Genomic DNA, 19,640 nt, shown 5'->3' on the forward strand with positions numbered 1-19,640 from the left:
GAGAAGCAAGGAAGTGAGATGGCCGAATTCTAGGCGACGCGTTGTGTATGAGGAGCGCGCGGGCAGGGGCGCGAGGGAACAGGCAACCTGAATTCGCACTGAGGGTCGCTCTCAGGCTGTTTGCGGTGGGATCTGTTCGTGGCGGTGGTGGGATCTGAGTTGGATGATCCGCCCGGCGCCTGCCACGGCGACCAGGACCCCGCCGCTGACGGCGGCGATAAACAGGGCCATGCCCAGGGAAATTGTCCCGTCCAGGCCAAAGAACCTGACCCTGACGTTGTCCTGGTTCTGCACGATGAAGGCGATGAGCAGGATCAGCAGCATCAGGGTGGCCACGGTGGCCACCCAGATCATGCCTGAGCGGGTTACTGCCGGCCGATTCGCAACGGCCGGAGCGGGCCCGGGGCCGTGCACCGGCTCCGACGGCGGAAGCGGTTCAGCATTCATGAGGTGGTCCCTTCTTTGGTTCCCCCGGACGTGCCGGGCGGGGCCCGGGGCCAGGCCGGGAAGGCTCCGGGCCCCGGGTTTCGGGTCAGTGTTTCTTGAAGGCGTCTTTGATTTTTTCCCCGGCCTGCTTCAGGCCGGCCTTCGTCTGGTCGGTCTTGCCTTCGGCTTTGAGGCTTTCGTTGCCGGTGGCCTTTCCTGCGGCTTCCTTGCCCTTGCCGCCGGCTTTCTCGGCGGCGTGCCTGATCTTGTCACCTAAACCCATGATGGCTCTCCTATCCATGGCCGGTCCGCCGGCCCATGCCGGCGGGACACTTTCATCCTATCGCCGGGCGAACAAGGCGAACCGGCGAGGGCGATAACATTCACTCGGCACCGTGGTCAGGGCCGCCACCGCCGCCTTGCTCAGCGATGACTACTGCATCATCCTGGCCGGGTCATGAGGGCTGAGCTTTTCATGCACTGCCCCGTCGTTCCTGTCGGGGATTCGTTTCGATGGGAGTTCTATGTCTGCTGTTCAGGTCCATCCGGATGTCGCCATGGTGGTGAGGGTTCTCGGCGGCCTCGCCCTCGACTGTTCTCCCGCCATAGTCGAGGCCGACAACGCTGAGTACGGTGCCGCGATCTCGGAAATCGGTCGGTCTCCGGTTCGGTTCCGGGTCGGCAAGCTGACCCCGACGAAGGTGGGATTGTTCGTGACGGTGTGGCGGCGCTCTCTCCGTGGGTCGACCGAACCTCTGGCTGCTGAGGAGGACCCCGACATGCTAGTGGTCTGCGTGCGGGAGGATTCCCGAGTCGGAGCATTCGCGTTTCCGAAGGCGGCGCTCGTCAAGCATGGCGTCGTGTCCGTGGGCGGCGCCGGAGGCAAGCGAGGATTCCGCGTCTATCCGCCATGGTCAGCAACGACGAATCGGCAGGCGAAAAAATCCCAGCAATGGCAGTGTAATTACTTCTTCGAGATGGCTGACGGATCCGCCATCGATGCGCAGCGAGCCATTCGACTCTTCGTTGCGGCCTAGCTAGGAGGAGCGCTGGGGAATAGCTCCAGACGCATCCCGTGCAGAAAGCCGGAGATCAGCTCGCGATGATGATCTCCGGCTTTCTGATGCCCGGAACCATATAGCCCTACAACGCCAGCACTTCGTCGGAATTTTCTGGCTGCTGATCTTCATTCTGGTGGCCGTCTCGTCCGCGCGCCGGCCGTTAGGAACAGCTGCGAGACGGAAATCAATCTTGTCCGGAGGGATCCATCTGGTGACCGGAAGCATGCCCAGCGCGCCGCGTCAATGACGCGATTTGTCAATCCCGTGACAGACCGATAGCGTGACCTCTGATCGCATGGGGGATCACTCTAACGTTCGGAGACCGTTGTGGCTCTCATTGACTATGTCCTGGCGCTGTGCGCACTGTTGGGCACACTGCTGATTCCCTTCTTTGCGATGTACCACGTGCTGCGCCGGAAGCGACGCGCAGTGCGGGTGACCGCCACGAGGAGTAGCCGTAGATAGCCATGCCCTATATCGATATCAACCCGCATAAGGGTCGCCCCAAATGGCAGGCCTACGCCATCCTGGCCGTGCTTCTGGTCCTCACCGGTGCCGTGGTGATCGCCGCGCTCACCCGCGGCTGACCTCGTAATTCCGCCCCAGCGCCTAGACTTACTGATTGAATCAGTCCGTAAAGTGCCGCAGAACCTTGTGCCGAAAGTCCTGGGGGGACAGACATGCCCGATCCGGCGGATCAGAACGCACGCCCCTTCGCAGAAGATGCAGGGCAACCGCAACCGCCCCGGCGACGCCGTGACCTCCGTCGCGCCGACAGTGCGCTGCAGGATGCCCAGACAGGAACCATGCCAGCCGTAACGCCAGATCTTTCGAGCACCCCCGACGCCGGCACCCCGGTACCGCGCCGCAGTTCCTGGGCGGAGGCGGCGGCCGCCGCCGACCAGGCCAGTCCCGAACCCTCTGCCCCCATCACCTCTGCCCCCATCAGCTCTGTCCCGGCGCCCACCCGCCGGCCCGCCAGGCCGCCGGTGACCCCGCTGCCGCAGTCGACGCCGCAGGACGGGCAGCCGGCCGAGCCGGACTATGGCACCCCCGCATTGGCGTACGACGGCGACGAAGCCGCGCCGCCGTCGTCGTACGTTCCTGAGGAAGCACCGGCGCCGGCGCCGGCGTTCCGGCGCATCCGCCCCACTACCGCGGACATCATCGCCGACAGCCCCATGCCCGACTTCATCAGCTCCCCGGGCCTGTTCGTCAAGGAGCAGAAGCCCCGGCCGGTGGGCGGCGTCCGCGGCGCCCTCTACTCGCTCACGGGCGGGGCCTGGAACATGGGCCCCAGCGCCAAGCAGCGCGAGGAGGACGAGCTGGGCCGCCGCATCTCCCGCCAGCTGCAGGGCAGCTACAACACCGCGGTGCTGAGCCTCAAGGGCGGCATCGGCAAAACCTCCACCACGGTGGGCGTGGGGCTGACGCTGGCCGAATTCCGCGGCGACCCGCCCTGCGCCATCGACGCCAACCCGGACTCCGGCGACCTCGTGGAGCGCGCCCTCGGCGAGGGCATCTACCAGCAGGCCAGCCCGCGCACCATCACGGACCTGCTGGCGAACATCGAGGGCGTTGACTCGCTCACCGCGCTGGCCCGGTACATGCACCACGCCGGCCGGCTGCACCTGATCGCGGGGGAGCAGGACCCGGAGGTCTCCGACTCGCTGACGGCCGCCGAGTACCTGCGGATCCGCAAGCTCATCTCCAACTACTACTCGGTGGCGCTGACCGACTGCGGCACCGGCGTGACGCACAATGCCATGAGCGGGATCCTGCAGTCGGCGGACAACATCATCATCGCCGCCGGGTATGCGGTGAGCGGGGCCAAGCGTGCCCGCAGCACCCTGCACTGGCTGGCGAGCCACGGGTACGAGGACCTGGCCCGGAACGCCGTGGTGGTCATCACGGACAAGGACGAGGTCTCCTCCCGCGTGGACAAGGACGCCATCGAGGAACACCTGGCCGGGATCTGCCGCCAGCTGATCGCCGTACCGCACGACCGCGGCGTGGCCGACGGCGACCTGGTCACCCTGGACGTGCTGAAGCCCGAGACACGGCGGGCGTACAAGGAAATCGCGGCGTCGATCGTGGACGGGTACCGGTAGCTTTCCCCTTCCCCCGCCTCCTTCCCAACTAGGTAGCGCTAAGTGTCGTTTTGAGCCCTCAAAACGACACTTAGCGCTACCTACTTTTGGGTGAGCAGATCCGGGCTGAGTTCGGCGTTCCCAAGCACCGGGGCTGAGCCCCGGTGGCATATGAGATTATTTTCTCGCCCACCGCACGCCGGGACCTGCAGCCTGTGCCTCCCCGGATACTGCCGGCCATCATCGCATTCGCCTACGGCGACCTCTCCAGAAACCCTCAGCTGGTAGGCAAGGCGTTGGAGCGGGACCTGGCTGGCTTCCACTCGGCCAGGCGTGGCCCCTACCGCGTCCTGCACTCCATTGATGAGGAACACAACAGCATCAGCATCCTGGGGGTCGACCACCGAGCCGACGTGTAGCGGCCCAGATAGTCCCGAGTGCGCGCTTGGGGTGTGCGCGACATATCTGAGCTCAAATGTTGCGCAGATCACATTCGTTGCCTACGCTGAATGAGGCTGCAGAGGCGCGGCCATTGGCCGCAGCGTAGCGGCCTCCCCGGCTGCAGCGTCGCAGCCACGCAAGGAAGGCATGATTATCTTGTCCGAAAAGCTCAGCATTCTTGTCCGTGTAGATCTCGACCACGCGAAGGCCCAGGTTCTCGCCAAGGGCCACGTCACCATCCACAGCATCCAGGCCCTCTATGTTGTGGTGAAACGCGCCAACGCCTTGAAGCACAACCTGGACCTGGAATTGGACGTGCGGAACGCCCGCGTCGATCCCGAAGCCCTGCGGCAGCTGCAGGCCTGCTCCGAGACCCATCACCTGCCCGCCAGGATTGACCCGCAGCAAACTCACTGCACGCTGAGCATCCTCGCGCCCCGCCGTGTCACCGCCAAGGCCACCGAGTTCAGCCACGCCGCAGCCTGACCCACGCCCTTAGCGCGAACTCCCTTTAGCACGCCTCTTCTTAGCGCGAACGGGCGCCACAACGCGCTTGAAGGAGGGCCGCCGTCGGGGGTTATCCGACGGCGGGAATCCCGCCGGCCAATTCCGCCGCCGCGGCGAGGGCCCAGCGGTCGTTCTCCGGATCGAAGAAGACCACCATGGATGAATCGGCTTCGCGGGCCTCGTCGAGGGCGAACAGCAGGGCATCCTCCAGATGCTGCGCGTGTTCCAGCCGTTCGGGAAGCGTGCCCGGAAGACCGCCGTCGTCAATGACGACGTGGGCCTTGCCGTCCACGATGACCTTCAGCGCAAAACCCTGGTCCTCATGAAGGGACCCCCGGGTGGATGCGATTTCCGTGACTTTGTCGGCCCGGACCAAACCGTTGTTGATGGTGCGGATCCACACTTCACCCATGAGACCTCCTTGGCTGAGAGGGGCAGGCGGAAGCGCCCCACAAGGCAAACGTTAGTCCTCGCGGGGCCGCTTGTGACCCCCTAAAAGCTGGCGAATTTCCCGCGGCATAAGATAAATCTGATGACTTCGCCAGGAACCCCACAGCCGTTCAACTTCCGAAGCATCGCCATACCCGCGTTCGGACCGGCGCTGCTGTTCTGCATCGGCGAAGGCGCGGTCCTCCCGGTGGTGGTCCTCTCCGCCCGTGACCTCGGCGCCTCGGTGGCGGTCTCCGCTCTGATCGTCACGCTGATCGGGCTCGGCTCGTGGTTTTTCAACCTGCCGGCCTCCCTCATCACCCTCAAGTTCGGCGAACGCTGGTCCATCGTCGGCGCCGCGGCTGTGGGTGCCCTGGCGCTCGCGGCCGCCGCCATGTCATCCATGATTCCCAATGGACTGTGGCTGCTCGCGGTGGCGATGGCCGTCGTCGGGATGGCCGCCAGTGTCTTCAGCCTGGCGCGGCAGAAGTACCTCACCGAGGCGGTGCCCGTCCAGTTCCGGGCGCGGGCGCTGTCGGCGCTGGGCGGGGTCAGCCGGATCGGCGTCTTCATCGGGCCGTTCATAGGTGCCGGCGTGATGCAGTTCGCCGGGATCGCCGGAGCGTACTGGGTGGGGGTGGTGGGCATGGCGGCCGCCGCCGTTTTGGCGGTAACCATCCCGGACCTGGTGGTCCCGCCAGCGCCCGACGGCGGCCACAAGGGTCCGGAGCCGACGCTGCGGAATGTGGCGGTTTCGCATGCCCGCGTGTTCCTGACGCTGGGTGTGGGGGTCCTGCTGCTCAGCGCGCTGCGCGCGTCCCGCCAGGTGGTCATCCCGCTGTGGGCGGACCATCTGGGCATGGATCCGGCCCAGGCTTCCGTGATTTACGGACTGTCCGGGGCGATCGACATGCTGGTGTTTTACCCGGCCGGCAAGGTGATGGACCGCCGCGGCAGGCTGTTCGTGGCCATCCCGTCCACCATCATCATGGGCATCGCGATGCTGCTCATCCCTTTGTCTGCGTCCTTTGGCGGGCTGCTGCTGGCGTCGCTGCTTATCGGCTTCGGGAACGGCATCAGCTCCGGCCTGATCATGACCCTCGGTGCCGACTTCTCGCCCGACCGCGGCCGCGGCCAGTTCCTGGGGCTGTGGCGGTTCATCGCCGACGCAGGATCAACCGGCGGGCCCGTTTTGCTCTCCGGGGTGACGGCGCTGACCACCCTCGGTGCGGGAGTCTCGGCCACCGGTCTGCTGGGGTTTGCTGCAGCTGGTGTGTTTGCCGTTGTGCTTCCGCGGTTGCGGCACCGGCGGAACTACTGAACCGACATCCCGTCCACGGGGTGACCTTGCTGCAGCGCATCAGGGGCGAATCCGGGACGGTCCGGATGATCGCAGAGCAACTCGGCTGCTAATTGCAGATCAATGTCCGGGCGAGTGGCTGGCCGCTCCAGACATTGGTGGTTGAGGGGACTTTATACTTGGCGCGGATCTCGTAGATCCAGTTGCCCTTGCCGGCGCCGACGCTGACCTGGGTGGTGTAGGTTCGCTCCAGCGAGTTGCTCAGGTTGCCCGTGAACTGGACGGCACCGGCCGGGTTGCGGACCACCATCTCGTAGTAGTTCGCGTACTGCACGTTGCCCGTGCCCGTAATCGAGATGCTGACATGGTACATGCCACTGACCTTTGAGCAGCTGGCGGATGCCGGAAAGGACGCGGCGCTTGGCATCGGTATGGATGCCGTTGAGTAGCTCGTGGCCGCACCACCATTGCCGGTGAAGGCCGCGTCGGCGGCGGGGGCCAGGGTCAGGCCCAGAAGCAGGCACAGCGTCAGACCGGTGGCCGCCGCCGAACCTGCGCCAGGCCTACTCACTGGCGGCGGGTTCCGGATCCCTGCGCCAGATGGAGGCCAGCAGCCCGATCACCAGGACGGCCGGCGCCCCGTACATCATGGTGTTCAGGACAACCGGCTGGCGCAGGGTGCGGATGGCTTGGCCCACAGAGGGGACGGTCAGGACGTGCCGGTCAACAGTGGCGGCGTTGAAGGTGGCGGTCCAGGGATCCACGCCGGTGTTGGCGTCCCCCTTGGTGCGGACCGCAATCGTACCGGCCGCGTTGGCGAAGAGCTCCGTGACCCGGTGGGTCTCCACCCGGTGGTCTTCCACAGGGATGCTGTAGGTAATGACGTCGCCCACCCTGATCCCGTTGACCGGTGTGGGGACGGTGACGACCACATCGCCCGGGTTGATCAGCGGGGCCATGGACCCCGTGAGCATGGTGGACGTCTGGTAGCCAAAGACCCGCGGACCGACGGCCAGGAGCAGGAACGCTGCCACTGTCGCGACGAAAATCGCGGAGGTGAGGACGCTGACCGTCCTTCGCAGTACTGCCTTAAGGCGCGGTCGCTTGCCCGTCCGGACCCCAGCCCGGGGGCGCGCGGCGATGGTGGTCCCGGCGCCGCGCGGCGCCGCCGTCGGAATTTCAGTTACTGCGCTCATCACTACCAGCCCTAAGGGGAGTCCGGACGGGGGTCAGGAGGTACTGCTTGGCGGCGCCGGCTTTCATGACACCGCCAAGTCTTGGGTTACCTGACCGCGGCGGTGCGCTGCGTGGCGTCGAACGTGAAGCCGATGGTGCTGGTCAGGCCCTGAAAGGTGTTATCCGCGCTGGTGGGCAGCGAGGTGGTGATCTTCAGTCGGTCGGACGAGCCCGCAGTCACTGATGCGAGGTTGGCCAGTGCCTTGCCGGTGCCGATGATGGAGCCGTTGGCGAGAACGGCGGTCTGCGTGCCGGAGCAGGTGTCCGGAGCGGCGGCAACCACGGTCCAGGCAACGTTGCACGCGTCGATGGTCACCTGCAGGCCGTTGGTTGCATCCGTTGTCAGCAGCGAGGAGACAGCGGCGTTGGTGGTCAGGGTTACCGTGTTCAGGGTCGAGTTGCCCGTGTTTTTCAGCGTGGCAAACTTTTCCACGGAATCGCCCGGCAGCAGGCCGGCTACGGCAACGTTAAGAGTGCCCGGATCCGTCAGGTCGATGTCGACGGTTCCTGCGGTCACCTGCTGGTCTACGGTGGTGGTGGTCCCCGTGAAGGCACCGTAGGTGCCCATGCCTGCAACGGCCGCGGCGGTGCCGACCAGAGCGACGGAAGCCAGAATCTTGCCTGAAGTGGTTTTCATGCTGATGCCCATGAGAATAAGTCCCTTTGTGACGGTTGCCCACCCCCAGGCGGGCCAGCCGCCCCCCAGCGGGCCGGCTGCCAATGCCAGGCTCACGTGGGCTGGCAAGAACTACTTTCCCCGATCCGACGCAACTTATGCCCGGGTATTTCCTCAAGAATTTGTCAAGGTTTCTTAACGTTTTCGCAGGTCAAGGGCAGAAAGCAATCCATTTGATGGACTAAAGCGTGGTCCGCCCGGCGTCAACGCACACCATGCTGCTCGCACTAAGGGTTGGCGGAACATCGAGCTCCACGGCCAGGGCAAGGAGCGTGCGGCTGAGGAAGTTTCGCGCGGTGGCCCCCAGGGTGATGTCCATGATCTCGCGGTCCGCGAAGCCGTGGTTGCGCACTTCCAGTGTGTCGGCGTCGGTCATTGCAGGATTGATCGCCATGGCCTTCGTATGGGAGGTGACGTAACCGAGTGAGCGAGTGTCGTCGTCGTAAATTTCCACAGTCAGCCCCTTTGCCTCGGATTCCGACGTGGTTTTCAGGATCATGGCTACCCCTGTCAGGCTCGCAAGGCGGTTATCTGCCCATTCTGGCCCCGTGCCAAAACCCCCGAAACAGGTATGCCGATGACCCGGGCCCGGCCCGTTGCCAAAGGAACGCGAAAGGATCACAGTGAAGTCACATCGATGTATTGAGTGTGGAGGTCAGGCGATGAGCACCACTTCAGATGACCTGTTTCCGGCAACTCCGGAGGCGGAGCCACACGAGCTGAAGCGGGTCCTGGGCCCCAAGCTCCTCCTGCTGTTCATCGTCGGCGACATCCTCGGCGCCGGCGTGTACGCGGTCACCGGAACCATGGCCGGGACAGTGGGTGGCATCGTGTGGCTGCCGTTCCTGCTCGCGTTCGTCGTCGCGACGCTGACCGCGTTTTCCTACCTTGAGCTCGTCACGCAGTACCCGCAGGCGGCAGGGGCGGCGCTCTATACGCACAAGGCGTTCGGCATCCACTTCGTCACGTTCCTGGTGGCATTCGCCGTGGTCTGCTCCGGCATCACCAGCGCCTCCACGTCCGCGAACGTCCTCGCCCAGAACTTCTTCGGCGGCCTGAGGATCAACGGCTGGATGGAGATGCCGGCGCAGGGCGTGATCACCGCCGTGGCCATGGGCTTCATGGTCTTGCTGGCCGCGATCAACCTGCGGGGGGTGGGGGAGAGCGTGAAGTTTAACGTGGTCCTCACACTGGTGGAGGTAATCGCGCTGTCCATCGTGATCGGCGTCGGCTTCTACGTCATGACGCAGGGCACCGGGAACGTGGGCGAAATCTTCGTCTTCAACGATTACCAGGACAAGGGCCTGTTCCTGGCAGTCACAGCAGCGACCTCCATCGCCTTCTTTGCCATGGTGGGCTTTGAAGACTCGGTGAACATGGTGGAGGAGACCAAGCACCCCGAGAAGATTTTCCCGCGGTCCATGCTGACCGGCCTGGGCATCGCAGTGCTCCTCTACATGCTGGTGGCCGTCTCCGTGGTCAGCGTGCTGTCGCCCACCGAGCTGGAGAACATCCGCGAGGCTGAAGGCGCCGCGCTGCTCGAAGTGGTGCACAAGGGCTCGCCGGACTTCCCCATCGACAGGGTCTTCCCGTTCCTCGCGGTGTTCGCCGTTGCCAACACGGCGCTGATCAACATGCTGATGGCGAGCCGGCTGATCTACGGCATGGCACGCCAGAACGTCCTGCCGCCTGCCCTGGGGAAGGTCCTGCCTGGCCGCCGCACCCCGTGGGCCGGCATCCTGTTCTCCACCGTCCTCGCGCTCGGGCTGATCTGGTACGTCACCAGCGACCCCAAGAGCAACATCGTGGCAAACCTTTCCGGCACCACGGCGTTCCTGCTGCTGTGCGTCTTCACCGTAGTGAACGTGGCCTGCCTGGTGCTCCGCCACAAGCGCGACCTCACCCGCAAGGTGTTCTTCACCTCGCCCGGGCAACTGCCGCTGCTCGCGGCTCTGCTGTGTGCCTTCCTCGCCGGGCCGTGGGTGGGCCGCAACGTCATCCAGTACCAGATCGCCGGGGGACTGATGGCGATCGGGGTGATGCTCTGGTTTATCACCTGGCTGATCAATAGGCGGACGAACAGGGCGGAAAGCGAGCCGGTAGGGACCCAGAACATCGGCAAGGATGACGCTTAGGCGCCTATAACGGTGCCCGACGGCGGCTGGGCGCGGTCAGCGCCTTGGCGAGTCCCGCCGTCGTACTTTCCAGAGCGTCCGACGACGGCGGTGCTAGCCGATGATGGGGCGTTCCTCCGGCAGGCTGTAAAGGCGCGGCCGGGAGGACAATGCGAGAGCGGACGCGACCGTCACGGTGCCGATTCTGCCGAGGAACATAAGGGCCATAAGCACCCATTCTGCCGACGGCGTGAGGTTGTAGGTGATGCCGGTGCTCATCCCGACGGTGGCGAACGCAGAGATGGATTCGAACAGTACCTTCTCCAGGCTGTAATCGGTCACCATCAGCAGCGCCAGCGTGCCGGCCACCACCGCGGCCACCCCGAGCAGCGCCACGGACAGGGCCTGGCGCTGGGACGAGGCGCTGATGGAACGGTGGGCAATGGTCACCTCGTCCCGGCCGCGGACCTCGTTCCAGATGGAGAAGCCGAGGACCAGGAACGTGGTGATCTTGATGCCGCCTGCGGTGCCGGCGCTGCCGCCGCCGATGAACATCAGGATGTTGGTGACCATGAGCGTTTCCGGTGACGCTAGGCCGTAGTCGATGCTGTTGAATCCGGCAGTGCGGGGGAAGACGCCGCCGGCCAGGGAACCCAGCAGCTTCCCGGTCAGGGACAGTCCGCCGAGTGTTTCGTCCCTGTTCCATTCGAACGCGGCGAAAAGCGTGATGCCCAGGGTCAGCAGCAGCAGGGTGCCGTAGATGGTCAGTCGGAGGTGGACGCTCCAGTTCCGGGCCTTGACGTTTCCCCGGAGCAGCTGGATGATCACCGGGAAACCGAGGCCGCCTGCGATGATCGACAGGCAGATGGGGACGATGATCCAGGGATCCTCCGCGAAGCCGATGAGGTTGTCGCTGTAGAGCGCGAACCCGGCGTTGTTGAACGACGAGACGGCGTGGAACACACCGTGCCACAGCGCCGTGCCGGGGTTCTGGTCGTAGGCCAGCCAGAAGCGTCCGGTCAGCACCACGGCGGTGGCTGCTTCGATGCCCACCATGAGCCGGGCCACGCGGAGCAGCACGGCGCTGACGTCGCCCAGGTTGAGCGTGTGCGTTTCGGACTGCGCCACGAGCTGGCCGCGGAGGCCGATGCTTTTCCGGACCAGCAGGGCCAGGAGCGTCGCCAGTGTCATGATGCCGAACCCGCCCACCTGGATCAGTCCCAGAATCACGGTCTGCCCGAAAGGGGTCCAGTACGTGGCCGTGTCCACGGTGATCAGCCCGGTAACGCAGACAGCCGACACGGACGTGAACAGGGCGGCCATCAGGGGGTCGGCTCCGGGGTCGCTGCCGGTCCGGGCAACGGGCAGCATCAGCAGGGCTGCTCCCAGGATGATGACGGCCAGGAATGCCAGGGGCACCGACCGGACCGGGTGTGAGAGGGCCCGCCGGATGGCGCTCTCCTTGCGGGCCCTGGCCGATTTGGCTGTTTTGGCTGCCTTGCCTTTCCACCGCCCCGGGACGGGTCCCTTCACCCCGGCGGTGTCGCCACGTGCGGTCATCGGACTGCCCGTCAGCCTACGTGGATGCCGGGGCGGCGGGCGGGATCGGGCTCGTTTTCCCTGATGATCTCGCGGACCACGGGGGCGGTGTCTCCGCGTCCCAGCAACAGGTAGCGCATGAGGTGCGCCAGGGGATTGCCTTCTGCCCACTCGAAGTACGCGTGCGGCCGGACACCGGTGGCGTCGCGGAGGGCCAGCAGGATGGCGGCGATGGCGTTGGGTGCGGCCGGGCTTTCGGCGCGGAGAACGCGGTGTCCGTCCACTTCGATTCCGCGTACCTCAAGGACGTCGCTGAATCCCGAGGGGTCGGTGACGTCGATTTCCAGGAAGATCACGTCGGCGGTGCCGGGCACGGGGTTGTTCTCCCGCTGCTCGGCTTCCTTCTCACGGTATTCTGCGGCGTCGCGGGCCTGCGGGCGGTTCGCGATCAAGTTTATCCGCCCGTCAAAGTCCAGGGTGTCGGTGATGAAGCGGCGGGCTTCGTCGTCGAATTCGATGTTGTGGACGCGGAGTTCGGTGGTGCGGCTGACCCGGGAAACGAGTGAGACCACAATGATGCCCAGGATGAAGAAGCCGGATATTGCGAGGCCGTCCGGCTTGGCGATGACGTTGGCCCCCAGCGCATAGAGCAGGATCAGGGTCAGGATGGTGAAGCCGACGGCGGCGCGCCGCCTCTTGCTGCGGGCGGCGGAGATGCTGACCGCAACGGCGCCGGAAACCATCATGGCCAGGATGCCGGTGGCGTACGCGCCGGCCTGGGCGTTGACGTCGGCATTGAAACCGATGGTGATCAGGATGCTGATGGCGGTGTACACCAGCACCACCGGGCGCACGGCCCGGGACCAGTCCGGGGCCATGCCGTAGGACGGCAGGTAGCGGGGAACGATGTTGATCAGTCCGGCCATGGCGGAGGCGCCGGCGAACCACAGGATCAGGATGCTGCTGATGTCGTAGACGGAGCCGAAGCCGTTGCCCAGCAGTTCGTGGGCCAGGTAGGCCAGGGCGCGGCCGTTGGCCTCGCCGCCTGCCTGGAACGCTTCGGCGGGGATCAGCACGGTCGTCACGAAACTGCTGCCCAGGAGGTACACGCTCATGATCAGGGCGGCCGAGGTGAGGAGCTTGCGGGTGTTCCGGACGCGGGCGGCCAGGCGTTCCTCGGCGGTGGCGCCCTTCGCCGCGACCAGTGGCATCATGCTGACGCCGGTCTCGAAGCCGGACAGCCCCAGGACCAGCAGGGGGAAGGCGAGCAGGGCGGGTCCTGCGATGTCGCCGAAACCGGTTCCTGAGGAGGTGAGCGCAGCGGTCCAGTCAGCCATGGCACCCGGCTGGGTGACGGCGTCGTACAGTCCCACCCCGATGATGACGGCATTCAGCACCAGGAAGATGGCCACCAGGGGAATGGCGACGGCCACCGCTTCGGAGAAGCCGAGCAGGAACACGCCGCCCAGAATGAGCAGGAGGACCACGGTGATGGCAACCGCCTGGCCGTCGAGGAAGTGCGGCAGGTAGGGGTTCTCCAGCATGTGGACGGTGGCATCAGCGGCGGAGAGGGTGATGGTGATGATCCAGGACGTGGCGACGAAGCCGAGCAGGATGAGCACAAAGATCTTGCCGCGCCAGAACGGCAGGAGCTTTTCCAGCATGGCCACCGATCCCTGTCCGTGCGGGCTTTCGTGCGCCACCCGTCGGTACATCGGCAGCATGCCCAGCAGGGTCAGGCCGACGATCAGCAGGGTGGCCAGCGGGGAGAGCGCCCCGGCGGCGAGGGCGGCGATGCCGGGCAGGTAGGAGAGGGTGGAAAAGTAGTCCACCCCGGTGAGGCACATGACCTTCCACCAGCTCTGGGTGGGGGCTTGGTCCTCAGCAGTTTCCGGGCCCACCGGCTGGTGGACCGTGTGTTCGAGCAGCCACCGGGTGAGCCGGTTTCCGGGTCCGCCGTCGCGTTCGGGGTTGGGAACGCTGGCGGGAATGGAGAAGCGGGTGGGTGCAGTCAACGGGTTACTTTCTTTACCCCGCGCAGGCGGGATTGGGGTGAATAACCAACGGAGCGTAGCACCGCGCCAAGGGCCCTCAGCGGGGAAACCCGGGATCTTAACGCATCCTTAACGCCTGCCGGGGCTGGTGTATGAAGGGCTTGCGCTTCCGCTACTTAGCGATACTATGTACTGGTAGCTAGTAACACTGAGTAGTGGAGGAGGTGTCCGATGGGCAAGCAGATGACGGAGATGCTCAAAGGGACACTGGAGGGCATCGTTCTTGCCCTCCTGACCGGGAACCCGGCGTACGGGTACGAAATCACCACTCTGCTCCGGGCGCAGGGGTTCCCCGACATCGCTGAGGGCACCGTGTACGCGCTGCTCGTCAGGATCGAGCAGAAAGGCCTGGTGGACGTCGAGAAGCGGCCGTCCGAGAAGGGCCCGCCCCGCAAGGTGTACACGCTCAACGCTCAGGGCACGAAGGAACTGGACGAATTCTGGAACACATGGAGCTTCCTCTCCGAACGGCTTGAAGAGCTCCGCAAGGGAGGAAAGTGATATGGCAGCGAAATGGATCGAGCTGGTGACCGGCTCGCTCGAGCAGAAGAAGCAGTACAAGCAGGCCAAGGCGCGGCTGGATGCCCTGCCTGAGCCCTACCTCACCGTGGCGAAGGCCTTCAACCGGTACTTCATGTACTACGGCGGGGTCACCGAGGGGGACACCATGGTGCAGATGTTCTCGGACCTCGCGGACCTGTGGGAACGCGCCGCCATCGACGGCACGCCTGTGGGCGAGATCGTCGGCGAAGATCCCATCGAGTTCGCCGAGAGCTTCGCTCAGGCATACGGCGGAAAGCGGTGGATCGACAAGGAACGGGCCCGGCTCAACGAGGCGGTCGACAAAGCGAAGAGGGCGGAGTCATGACCAGGACCGGCGAACCGTGTGCAGAACATGGAGAAGTCCTACAAGGACCTGCACGTCCTGCGCGGCGTCGACTTCGAGGTGGCGGCTGGCAGCATCTTCGCGCTCCTCGGCTCCAACGGGGCGGGCAAGACCACCATGGTCAAAATCCTGTCGACGCTCCTCAAGGCAGATGCCGGCACGGCTACCGTGTATGGATTCGACGTCGCGACGGACGCCCTTCAGGTTCGGGAGTCCATCAGACTGACCGGGCAGTTCGCCGCCGTCGACGAAATCCTCTCAGGCCGGGAGAGCCTGGTGCTGGTTGCCAGGTTGCGGCATCTGAAAGCCCCCGGCCAGGTGGTCGATGAGCTTTTGGCGCGCTTCAACCTCACCGATGCAGGCTCGCGGAAGGTGGCCACCTATTCCGGCGGCATGCGCCGTCGCCTGGACATCGCCATGAGCCTGCGCGAACGGCACGCTCGCCGAGCTGAAGCAACTCCTTCCACCGGCGAAGGTGGAATACGTCGAAAAGCAACCGAGCCTGGAGGATGTCTTCCTCGCACTTGTGGGGAACGACGGCAGGGTCGAGGCAAGTAAGGACAAGTCATGAGCACAAATTTCCTTGCAGACACCTCCGTGCTGCTGGGCCGCTCCATGCGTCACATCTTCCGCAGCGTTGACACCATCATCACCACCGCGATCACGCCGATCGCCCTCATGCTGCTGTTCGTGTACGTCTTCGGCGGCGCTATCAGCACGGGCACGGACAGCTACGTCAATTACCTGCTGCCGGGAATCATGCTGATCGCAATTGCGTCTGGCATTGCCTACACCGCCGTTCGGTTGTTCACCGATATGCAGAGCGGCATCTTCGAGCGATTCCAGTCCATGCCGATCGCACGATCATCCGTGCTGTGGGCCCATGTCCTGACGTCGCTGGTCGCCAACGGGCTCTCGCTCGTGATCATTGTGCTGGTGGCCCTCCTGATGGGGTTCCGCACCTCGGCAAGGCTCCTGGCCTGGCTCGCTGTGGCCGGAATCCTGGCGCTGTTCACCCTGGCACTCACCTGGCTGGCAATCATCGCCGGCCTGACAGCGAAGTCCGTGGACGGCGCCGGCGGATTCTCCTACCCGCTGATCTTCCTGCCGTTCATCAGCTCGGCCTTCGTCCCGACGGAAACCATGCCGGGTCCGGTCCGATGGTTCGCCGAGAACCAGCCCGTCACCTCGATCGTCAACACCATCCAGGACCTGTTTGCCCAGCAACCGGTGGGCAACGACATCTGGATCGCACTGGCCTGGTGCGTCGGTATCCTCGTACTCGCCTACGTGTTCGCCATGGCCGCCTACCGGCGCAGGATCATCTAAGGCGCCACCCCGCCGTCGTCCGCCGACCGCGGCTGGTGCGCTCAGCGCCTTGGCGCCTCCCGCCGTCGTGCGGCATATGCGAACAGCGACGTGGTGGCCACGGTGGCCAGGTACCCGGCGATCACGATGAGCGAGATTCCGGCCCAGAAGTAGTTGGTGGTGCTGTCATCCTGGAGCGGCCCCGGGGCGATCCTGGCCAGCGAATACACGGCCACCCCCGCGGAAGCCAGCCCGATCACCACCGGCAGCGTGAGCCAGATCTTTGCCGAGCCCACGTGACTGTCGAAGCCGTCCCACACGTTCCACGCCGCGCCGTTCCGGATGATCAGCCAGCCGGCGGGGATCATAAACGCGCCCACCAGGAGGAAGGCCGCGACGACGTCGGCCGGGCGGTGCCACTGGTTGATCAGGGTGGAGACTCCCGAGGCGATGGCGAAGGTGCCGCCCACAAAACCGGCCAGCGGACGCCACCGCGGCGAGGCCATCAGGAACACCGCCGCCGCAGCCGACGCCGCCAGCGCGGTGTGACCGGACGGCAGCGAGTTCAACTCGAGCGTCACCACACCCTTGTCCGGGCGGGCGGGCAGCACTTCCTTAAGGACCTGCGTGGCGATATTCGCGCCGATGCACGCGGTGACTGCAATCCCGGCAGCAGACCACCGCCGTCGGATCACCGTGACAAACAGGACCACGACGGCGGCCACCACCAGCGAAATGGTGGGCAGCCAGTCCAGGAACTCGGTGGCTGCCTTGCCCGCCGGCCCGTGGATGTCCACGGCTTCAACCAGCGCGGATTCATCGATGACCTGGCCCGTGGTGGTCTGGACGAAGTAGTAATACGTGGAGATCAGGCCGATGACGCAGGCGAGCCAGGCGAACGCGAACATAAAGCCGGAGCCCGGGGAGGGTCGGGCCGGGGTCCGCGGTGGTGCCTGGCGTGGAATGGTCATCGGCTAAGGGTGTCACAGAAAACTGGGAGGACCCGCAGGGCTGCCTCGCGGCCGGCACCCAAGTAGGTAGCGCCATCTGTCGTTTTGCGGGGTCTAAACGACAGATAGCGCTACCTAGTTGGGCGGGGTCGCGGCAACCCGAATGTGACACTTGACACGTGTTAGGTCGGCGCCATAAGCTACCTCACACGTGTTAGGAAGGAAATTGATATGACCGGTGCCACAACTGGCCCTCTGCGTGAATTCTCGCGCCGGACCGCCCTGGGTGCCCTGGGAGCAGGAATTGTGGGAGCAACGGTGGCATCGTGGCCCCGGCTCTCCGGATCCGATATTCCCGGGCGGGGCGACAACAGCCTCAGCATTGCCATCATGGGGACAGCCGCCGATGCCGCAGCGCGCCAGCGCGCCATCGACGCGTTCACCCGACTCCACCCGGACATCCGGGTCAAGGTCCAGGCCATCCAGGCCGTGGACTGGAAAGACTTCTTCACCAAGATCCTCACCATGGTGGCCGCCGGCACCCCGCCCGACGTCGTCTACGTCGCCACTGAAGGCGCGCAGCTCTTCGCGGACAAGCTGGCCCATCCGCTGGACGAATACCTGCGCCGCGATGCCGCGGACATGGCCGAGTTCTTCGCCGACGTCCACCCCAGCCTGGTAGAGGCCTTTATGTACAAGGGCAGCCTGTTCCAACTCCCCATGGACTGGAACGCCGCCAACATGTACTACAATACCACCGCCTTCGCGCAGGCGGGGCTGGACCGTCCTGCGGACGACTGGACCCACGTGGACTTCCGCAACAGCCTCGCCGCGATGCGCAAGGCCCGGCCGTCGGACTTCACCCCGTACTACTGGACCAACCGGCTCTTCGGCGGCGTGGTGCCCTGGCTCTACGCCAACGACACCAGCTTCCTGAAGGAGACCCGGTCCACCGGCGGGGACTGGCTCTGGGACTCCTTCTACGCCAACGATCCCTCCCGCAACCTGCGCTCCGGCGGCTACCAGTGGCTGGAACCCAACGCCGATGACCCGCGCGTCTTCGAGACCTTCGACTACCTCCGCGGCCTGGTCAAGGACGGCCTCGGCGTCCGGCCCGAGGAAGGCGGCGGCAGTTCCCTGGTGGGGCTCTTCGCCTCCAACCGGATCGGCACCACGCCGGCCGGCGGCTAATGGGTCCAGGGCCTCCACGAGGCCGGCATGAAGGAGAACGACTACGACGTCCAGTTCTTCCCCAAGTGGCGGAGCCAGCGGCACCAGTTCGGCACGGCCGGCTACGCCATCATGAAAACCGCCAAGGACAAGGACGCCGCCTGGGAGTGGATCAAGTTCAGTGCCAGCCGCGAGGCCATGGAGCTGATTTTCCCCAACCCGATAACCACCCCGGCCCGCCGCTCCATGGTCAACGAGGCGCTGTACGCGGGTAAGGGCCCGGCGCATTGGAAGGTCTTCTACGACACGCTGGACAAGTACCCCACGACAGGCCCCATCCCGGCGCCGCCCCAGCAGGCCGCCGTCGAAACGGCCCTGATGAAGAACGTTTCGCTGGCCGTCAGCGGCGATGAGCGCCAGCTCAAGCAGGCCCTCGAGTCCATGCAGCGCGATCTTGAACGGGCCCTGAGGAGGCAGTCATGAGCACCACCATCCCTCGCCGGGAGCGGCCAAAGCAGGCCGTCAAGCCGGCTCCGCCCGGGGGCGCGCCCGCCGCTTCCCAGACCGCGTCCGGACGGCACAGCCAGCGCTGGCTGGCCTGGATCTTCCTGGCCCCCACCATCCTGGGCATGGGCCTGTTCACGCTGGTGCCCATCGCGGCGTCGGTGGTCCTGGCGTTCTTCCGCTGGGACATCATCTCCGCCCCGACGTTCGTGGGCTTCGACAACTTCGCCGAAGTGGTCCAGGATCCCACGGTCCGGGTGTCCTTCCTGAACACCATTGTGTTTGTGATTGTGGCGGTGGCATTCCAGCTCGGCCTGGCCTTGGCGCTGGCCGTGATGGTGCAGGAGAAGATGCCGTCCTGGCTGCGGACCTTCTTCCGCTCGGCGTTCTTCTTCCCGCTGATCCTCTCCGCCGCCTCCGTGTCCATCTTTATGCGGTACCTCTTCAACGAGCAGTTCGGCGTGGTCAACTGGTTCCTGTCCCTCGCCGGCATCCCCGCGGTGCCGTGGCTGACCACCCCCGGCGGGTCCGCCGCCGTCGTCATCCTGGTCTACGTGTGGCAGAACTTCGGGTTCTCCTTCCTGCTGTTCATCGGCGGGCTGGCGTCGATCCCCGTGGAAACCTATGAGGCGGCCGCGCTGGACGGCGCCACCGGCTGGCGCAAGCACGTCTACGTCACCCTGCCGCTGCTCAGCCCCACCACCCTGCTGGCGTCCGTGATGGCCATCATCAGCGCCCTCCAGGTGTTCGACCAGCCGTACGTCCTGACCCGCGGCGGGCCCGGGGACTCCACCCGCACCGCCGTGATGGTGATCTTCGAATCCGCGTTCCAGCGCCTGGAATTCGGCGAGGCCTCGGCCATCGGCGTGATCCTGACCCTGATCATCATGGCCATCACCGCCGCGCAGTTCCGGCTCAGCAAACGATTCGTCTTCTACCAGTAAGGCCC

At 65.4% G+C, this 19,640-nt stretch carries 20 protein-coding genes and 2 pseudogenes; 12 read left to right on the top strand and 10 right to left on the bottom strand.

The features are described 5' to 3' along the window. Window positions 1-111: 111 nt before the first annotated feature. Window positions 112-447, bottom strand: a complete 336-nt coding sequence (locus ACX80M_RS00205; RefSeq protein WP_252608325.1) for a LapA family protein — start codon at window positions 445-447, stop codon at window positions 112-114. An 85-nt stretch (window positions 448-532) separates the two neighbouring features. After that, window positions 533-709, bottom strand: coding sequence for a CsbD family protein (locus ACX80M_RS00210; RefSeq protein WP_104061730.1), 177 nt, complete (start codon window positions 707-709; stop codon window positions 533-535). A 241-nt stretch (window positions 710-950) separates the two neighbouring features. Here ACX80M_RS00210 and ACX80M_RS00215 point away from each other — a divergent pair, with 241 nt between their 5' ends. From ACX80M_RS00215 to ACX80M_RS00230, 4 genes are all read left to right on the top strand, one after another. Further along, on the top strand, window positions 951-1,463 hold the full coding sequence (locus ACX80M_RS00215) for a MepB family protein (protein ID WP_459308216.1): 513 nt from the start codon (window positions 951-953) through the stop codon (window positions 1,461-1,463). A gap of 704 nt (window positions 1,464-2,167) precedes the next feature. Then, window positions 2,168-3,598 carry a MinD/ParA family ATP-binding protein gene (locus ACX80M_RS00220; RefSeq protein ID WP_459308218.1) on the top strand — a complete coding sequence of 477 codons (1,431 nt, stop codon included), beginning with the start codon at window positions 2,168-2,170 and terminating at the stop codon, window positions 3,596-3,598. 143 nt (window positions 3,599-3,741) lie between these two features. Then, complete coding sequence (locus tag ACX80M_RS00225; RefSeq protein WP_459308220.1) at window positions 3,742-3,996, top strand: type II toxin-antitoxin system RelE family toxin; 255 nt, start codon at window positions 3,742-3,744, stop codon at window positions 3,994-3,996. A gap of 169 nt (window positions 3,997-4,165) precedes the next feature. Continuing rightward, entirely contained in the window at window positions 4,166-4,504 is a 339-nt protein-coding gene (locus tag ACX80M_RS00230; protein WP_308216150.1) for a hypothetical protein, read from the top strand. 91 nt (window positions 4,505-4,595) lie between these two features. On the opposite strand, the gene ACX80M_RS00235 is transcribed toward ACX80M_RS00230, so the two are convergent. After that, window positions 4,596-4,937 carry a hypothetical protein gene (locus tag ACX80M_RS00235; protein ID WP_252573588.1) on the bottom strand — a complete coding sequence of 114 codons (342 nt, stop codon included), beginning with the start codon at window positions 4,935-4,937 and terminating at the stop codon, window positions 4,596-4,598. Window positions 4,938-5,057: 120 nt separating this feature from the next. On the opposite strand from ACX80M_RS00235, the gene ACX80M_RS00240 reads away from it, so the two are divergent. Next, the gene (locus ACX80M_RS00240; RefSeq protein WP_459308223.1) at window positions 5,058-6,275 is read left to right on the top strand and encodes an MFS transporter; all 1,218 of its coding nucleotides are present in this window, start codon (window positions 5,058-5,060) and stop codon (window positions 6,273-6,275) included. Between the two features lie 88 nt (window positions 6,276-6,363). Here ACX80M_RS00240 and ACX80M_RS00245 read toward each other — a convergent pair whose 3' ends face one another. The 4 genes from ACX80M_RS00245 to ACX80M_RS00260 all read right to left on the bottom strand — a co-directional run bounded on the left by ACX80M_RS00245 (window position 6,364) and on the right by ACX80M_RS00260 (window position 8,665). Further along, on the bottom strand, window positions 6,364-6,825 hold the full coding sequence (locus tag ACX80M_RS00245; protein WP_252598569.1) for a hypothetical protein: 462 nt from the start codon (window positions 6,823-6,825) through the stop codon (window positions 6,364-6,366). Continuing rightward, the gene (locus tag ACX80M_RS00250; protein ID WP_459308225.1) at window positions 6,818-7,450 is read right to left on the bottom strand and encodes a signal peptidase I; all 633 of its coding nucleotides are present in this window, start codon (window positions 7,448-7,450) and stop codon (window positions 6,818-6,820) included. The genes ACX80M_RS00245 and ACX80M_RS00250 overlap by 8 nt, the downstream gene beginning before the upstream one ends. An 86-nt stretch (window positions 7,451-7,536) precedes the next feature. Then, a complete protein-coding gene (locus ACX80M_RS00255; protein ID WP_252598567.1) occupies window positions 7,537-8,127 on the bottom strand; it encodes a TasA family protein in 591 nt (196 codons plus the stop codon). A 220-nt stretch (window positions 8,128-8,347) separates the two neighbouring features. Then, window positions 8,348-8,665, bottom strand: coding sequence for a carboxymuconolactone decarboxylase family protein (locus tag ACX80M_RS00260; protein WP_252598566.1), 318 nt, complete (start codon window positions 8,663-8,665; stop codon window positions 8,348-8,350). A gap of 163 nt (window positions 8,666-8,828) precedes the next feature. Here ACX80M_RS00260 and ACX80M_RS00265 point away from each other — a divergent pair, with 163 nt between their 5' ends. Continuing rightward, window positions 8,829-10,301 (top strand): APC family permease, encoded by a 1,473-nt coding sequence (locus ACX80M_RS00265; protein ID WP_459308228.1) that lies wholly within the window; start codon window positions 8,829-8,831, stop codon window positions 10,299-10,301. Window positions 10,302-10,394: 93 nt separating this feature from the next. Here the strand turns inward: ACX80M_RS00265 and ACX80M_RS00270 are convergent, their stop codons facing one another. Both ACX80M_RS00270 and ACX80M_RS00275 read right to left on the bottom strand, forming a co-directional pair. Further along, window positions 10,395-11,840 (bottom strand): TrkH family potassium uptake protein, encoded by a 1,446-nt coding sequence (locus ACX80M_RS00270; protein ID WP_459308230.1) that lies wholly within the window; start codon window positions 11,838-11,840, stop codon window positions 10,395-10,397. An 11-nt stretch (window positions 11,841-11,851) separates the two neighbouring features. Then, window positions 11,852-13,834 carry an APC family permease gene (locus ACX80M_RS00275; protein WP_459308232.1) on the bottom strand — a complete coding sequence of 661 codons (1,983 nt, stop codon included), beginning with the start codon at window positions 13,832-13,834 and terminating at the stop codon, window positions 11,852-11,854. Window positions 13,835-14,044: 210 nt separating this feature from the next. Here ACX80M_RS00275 and ACX80M_RS00280 point away from each other — a divergent pair, with 210 nt between their 5' ends. The 4 genes and pseudogenes from ACX80M_RS00280 (at window position 14,045) to ACX80M_RS00295 (ending at window position 16,088) form a co-directional block, all read left to right on the top strand. Then, a complete protein-coding gene (locus ACX80M_RS00280) occupies window positions 14,045-14,374 on the top strand; it encodes a PadR family transcriptional regulator (protein ID WP_058931552.1) in 330 nt (109 codons plus the stop codon). A gap of 1 nt (window position 14,375) precedes the next feature. Next, window positions 14,376-14,741 carry a DUF1048 domain-containing protein gene (locus ACX80M_RS00285; RefSeq protein ID WP_252613813.1) on the top strand — a complete coding sequence of 122 codons (366 nt, stop codon included), beginning with the start codon at window positions 14,376-14,378 and terminating at the stop codon, window positions 14,739-14,741. Between the two features lie 27 nt (window positions 14,742-14,768). Next, window positions 14,769-15,330, top strand: a pseudogene (locus tag ACX80M_RS00290) (ATP-binding cassette domain-containing protein). After that, window positions 15,327-16,088: an ABC transporter permease gene (locus ACX80M_RS00295; RefSeq protein WP_459308235.1), complete on the top strand. Its 762-nt coding sequence runs from the start codon at window positions 15,327-15,329 to the stop codon at window positions 16,086-16,088. Before ACX80M_RS00290 ends, ACX80M_RS00295 begins: the two are co-directional and overlap by 4 nt. Before the next feature lie 41 nt (window positions 16,089-16,129). On the opposite strand, the gene ACX80M_RS00300 is transcribed toward ACX80M_RS00295, so the two are convergent. After that, a complete protein-coding gene (locus ACX80M_RS00300; RefSeq protein WP_459308237.1) occupies window positions 16,130-17,038 on the bottom strand; it encodes a phosphatase PAP2 family protein in 909 nt (302 codons plus the stop codon). A 210-nt stretch (window positions 17,039-17,248) separates the two neighbouring features. On the opposite strand from ACX80M_RS00300, the pseudogene ACX80M_RS00305 reads away from it, so the two are divergent. Continuing rightward, window positions 17,249-18,670: pseudogene (locus ACX80M_RS00305) on the top strand (extracellular solute-binding protein). Beyond that, a complete protein-coding gene (locus ACX80M_RS00310; RefSeq protein ID WP_459308239.1) occupies window positions 18,667-19,635 on the top strand; it encodes a carbohydrate ABC transporter permease in 969 nt (322 codons plus the stop codon). The pseudogene ACX80M_RS00305 and the gene ACX80M_RS00310 overlap by 4 nt, the downstream one beginning before the upstream one ends. Window positions 19,636-19,640 lie beyond the last annotated feature (5 nt).

This window comes from Pseudarthrobacter sp. MDT1-22, assembly GCF_054511035.1.

Excerpts from the sequence above, each read along its gene's own strand:
- ACX80M_RS00250 (WP_459308225.1), bottom strand. The coding sequence starts at position 7,450 with ATGAGCGCAGTAACTGAAATTCCGACGGCGGCGCCGCGCGGCGCCGGG.
- ACX80M_RS00285 (WP_252613813.1), top strand. The coding sequence starts at position 14,376 with ATGGCAGCGAAATGGATCGAGCTGGTGACCGGCTCGCTCGAGCAGAAG.
- ACX80M_RS00270 (WP_459308230.1), bottom strand. The coding sequence starts at position 11,840 with ATGACCGCACGTGGCGACACCGCCGGGGTGAAGGGACCCGTCCCGGGG.
- ACX80M_RS00300 (WP_459308237.1), bottom strand. The coding sequence starts at position 17,038 with ATGACCATTCCACGCCAGGCACCACCGCGGACCCCGGCCCGACCCTCC.
- ACX80M_RS00215 (WP_459308216.1), top strand. The coding sequence starts at position 951 with ATGTCTGCTGTTCAGGTCCATCCGGATGTCGCCATGGTGGTGAGGGTT.
- ACX80M_RS00295 (WP_459308235.1), top strand. The coding sequence starts at position 15,327 with ATGAGCACAAATTTCCTTGCAGACACCTCCGTGCTGCTGGGCCGCTCC.
- ACX80M_RS00280 (WP_058931552.1), top strand. The coding sequence starts at position 14,045 with ATGGGCAAGCAGATGACGGAGATGCTCAAAGGGACACTGGAGGGCATC.
- ACX80M_RS00230 (WP_308216150.1), top strand. The coding sequence starts at position 4,166 with ATGATTATCTTGTCCGAAAAGCTCAGCATTCTTGTCCGTGTAGATCTC.
- ACX80M_RS00255 (WP_252598567.1), bottom strand. The coding sequence starts at position 8,127 with ATGAAAACCACTTCAGGCAAGATTCTGGCTTCCGTCGCTCTGGTCGGC.
- ACX80M_RS00205 (WP_252608325.1), bottom strand. The coding sequence starts at position 447 with ATGAATGCTGAACCGCTTCCGCCGTCGGAGCCGGTGCACGGCCCCGGG.
- ACX80M_RS00260 (WP_252598566.1), bottom strand. The coding sequence starts at position 8,665 with ATGATCCTGAAAACCACGTCGGAATCCGAGGCAAAGGGGCTGACTGTG.
- ACX80M_RS00265 (WP_459308228.1), top strand. The coding sequence starts at position 8,829 with ATGAGCACCACTTCAGATGACCTGTTTCCGGCAACTCCGGAGGCGGAG.
- ACX80M_RS00220 (WP_459308218.1), top strand. The coding sequence starts at position 2,168 with ATGCCCGATCCGGCGGATCAGAACGCACGCCCCTTCGCAGAAGATGCA.
- ACX80M_RS00310 (WP_459308239.1), top strand. The coding sequence starts at position 18,667 with ATGAGCACCACCATCCCTCGCCGGGAGCGGCCAAAGCAGGCCGTCAAG.
- ACX80M_RS00240 (WP_459308223.1), top strand. The coding sequence starts at position 5,058 with ATGACTTCGCCAGGAACCCCACAGCCGTTCAACTTCCGAAGCATCGCC.
- ACX80M_RS00210 (WP_104061730.1), bottom strand. The coding sequence starts at position 709 with ATGGGTTTAGGTGACAAGATCAGGCACGCCGCCGAGAAAGCCGGCGGC.
- ACX80M_RS00235 (WP_252573588.1), bottom strand. The coding sequence starts at position 4,937 with ATGGGTGAAGTGTGGATCCGCACCATCAACAACGGTTTGGTCCGGGCC.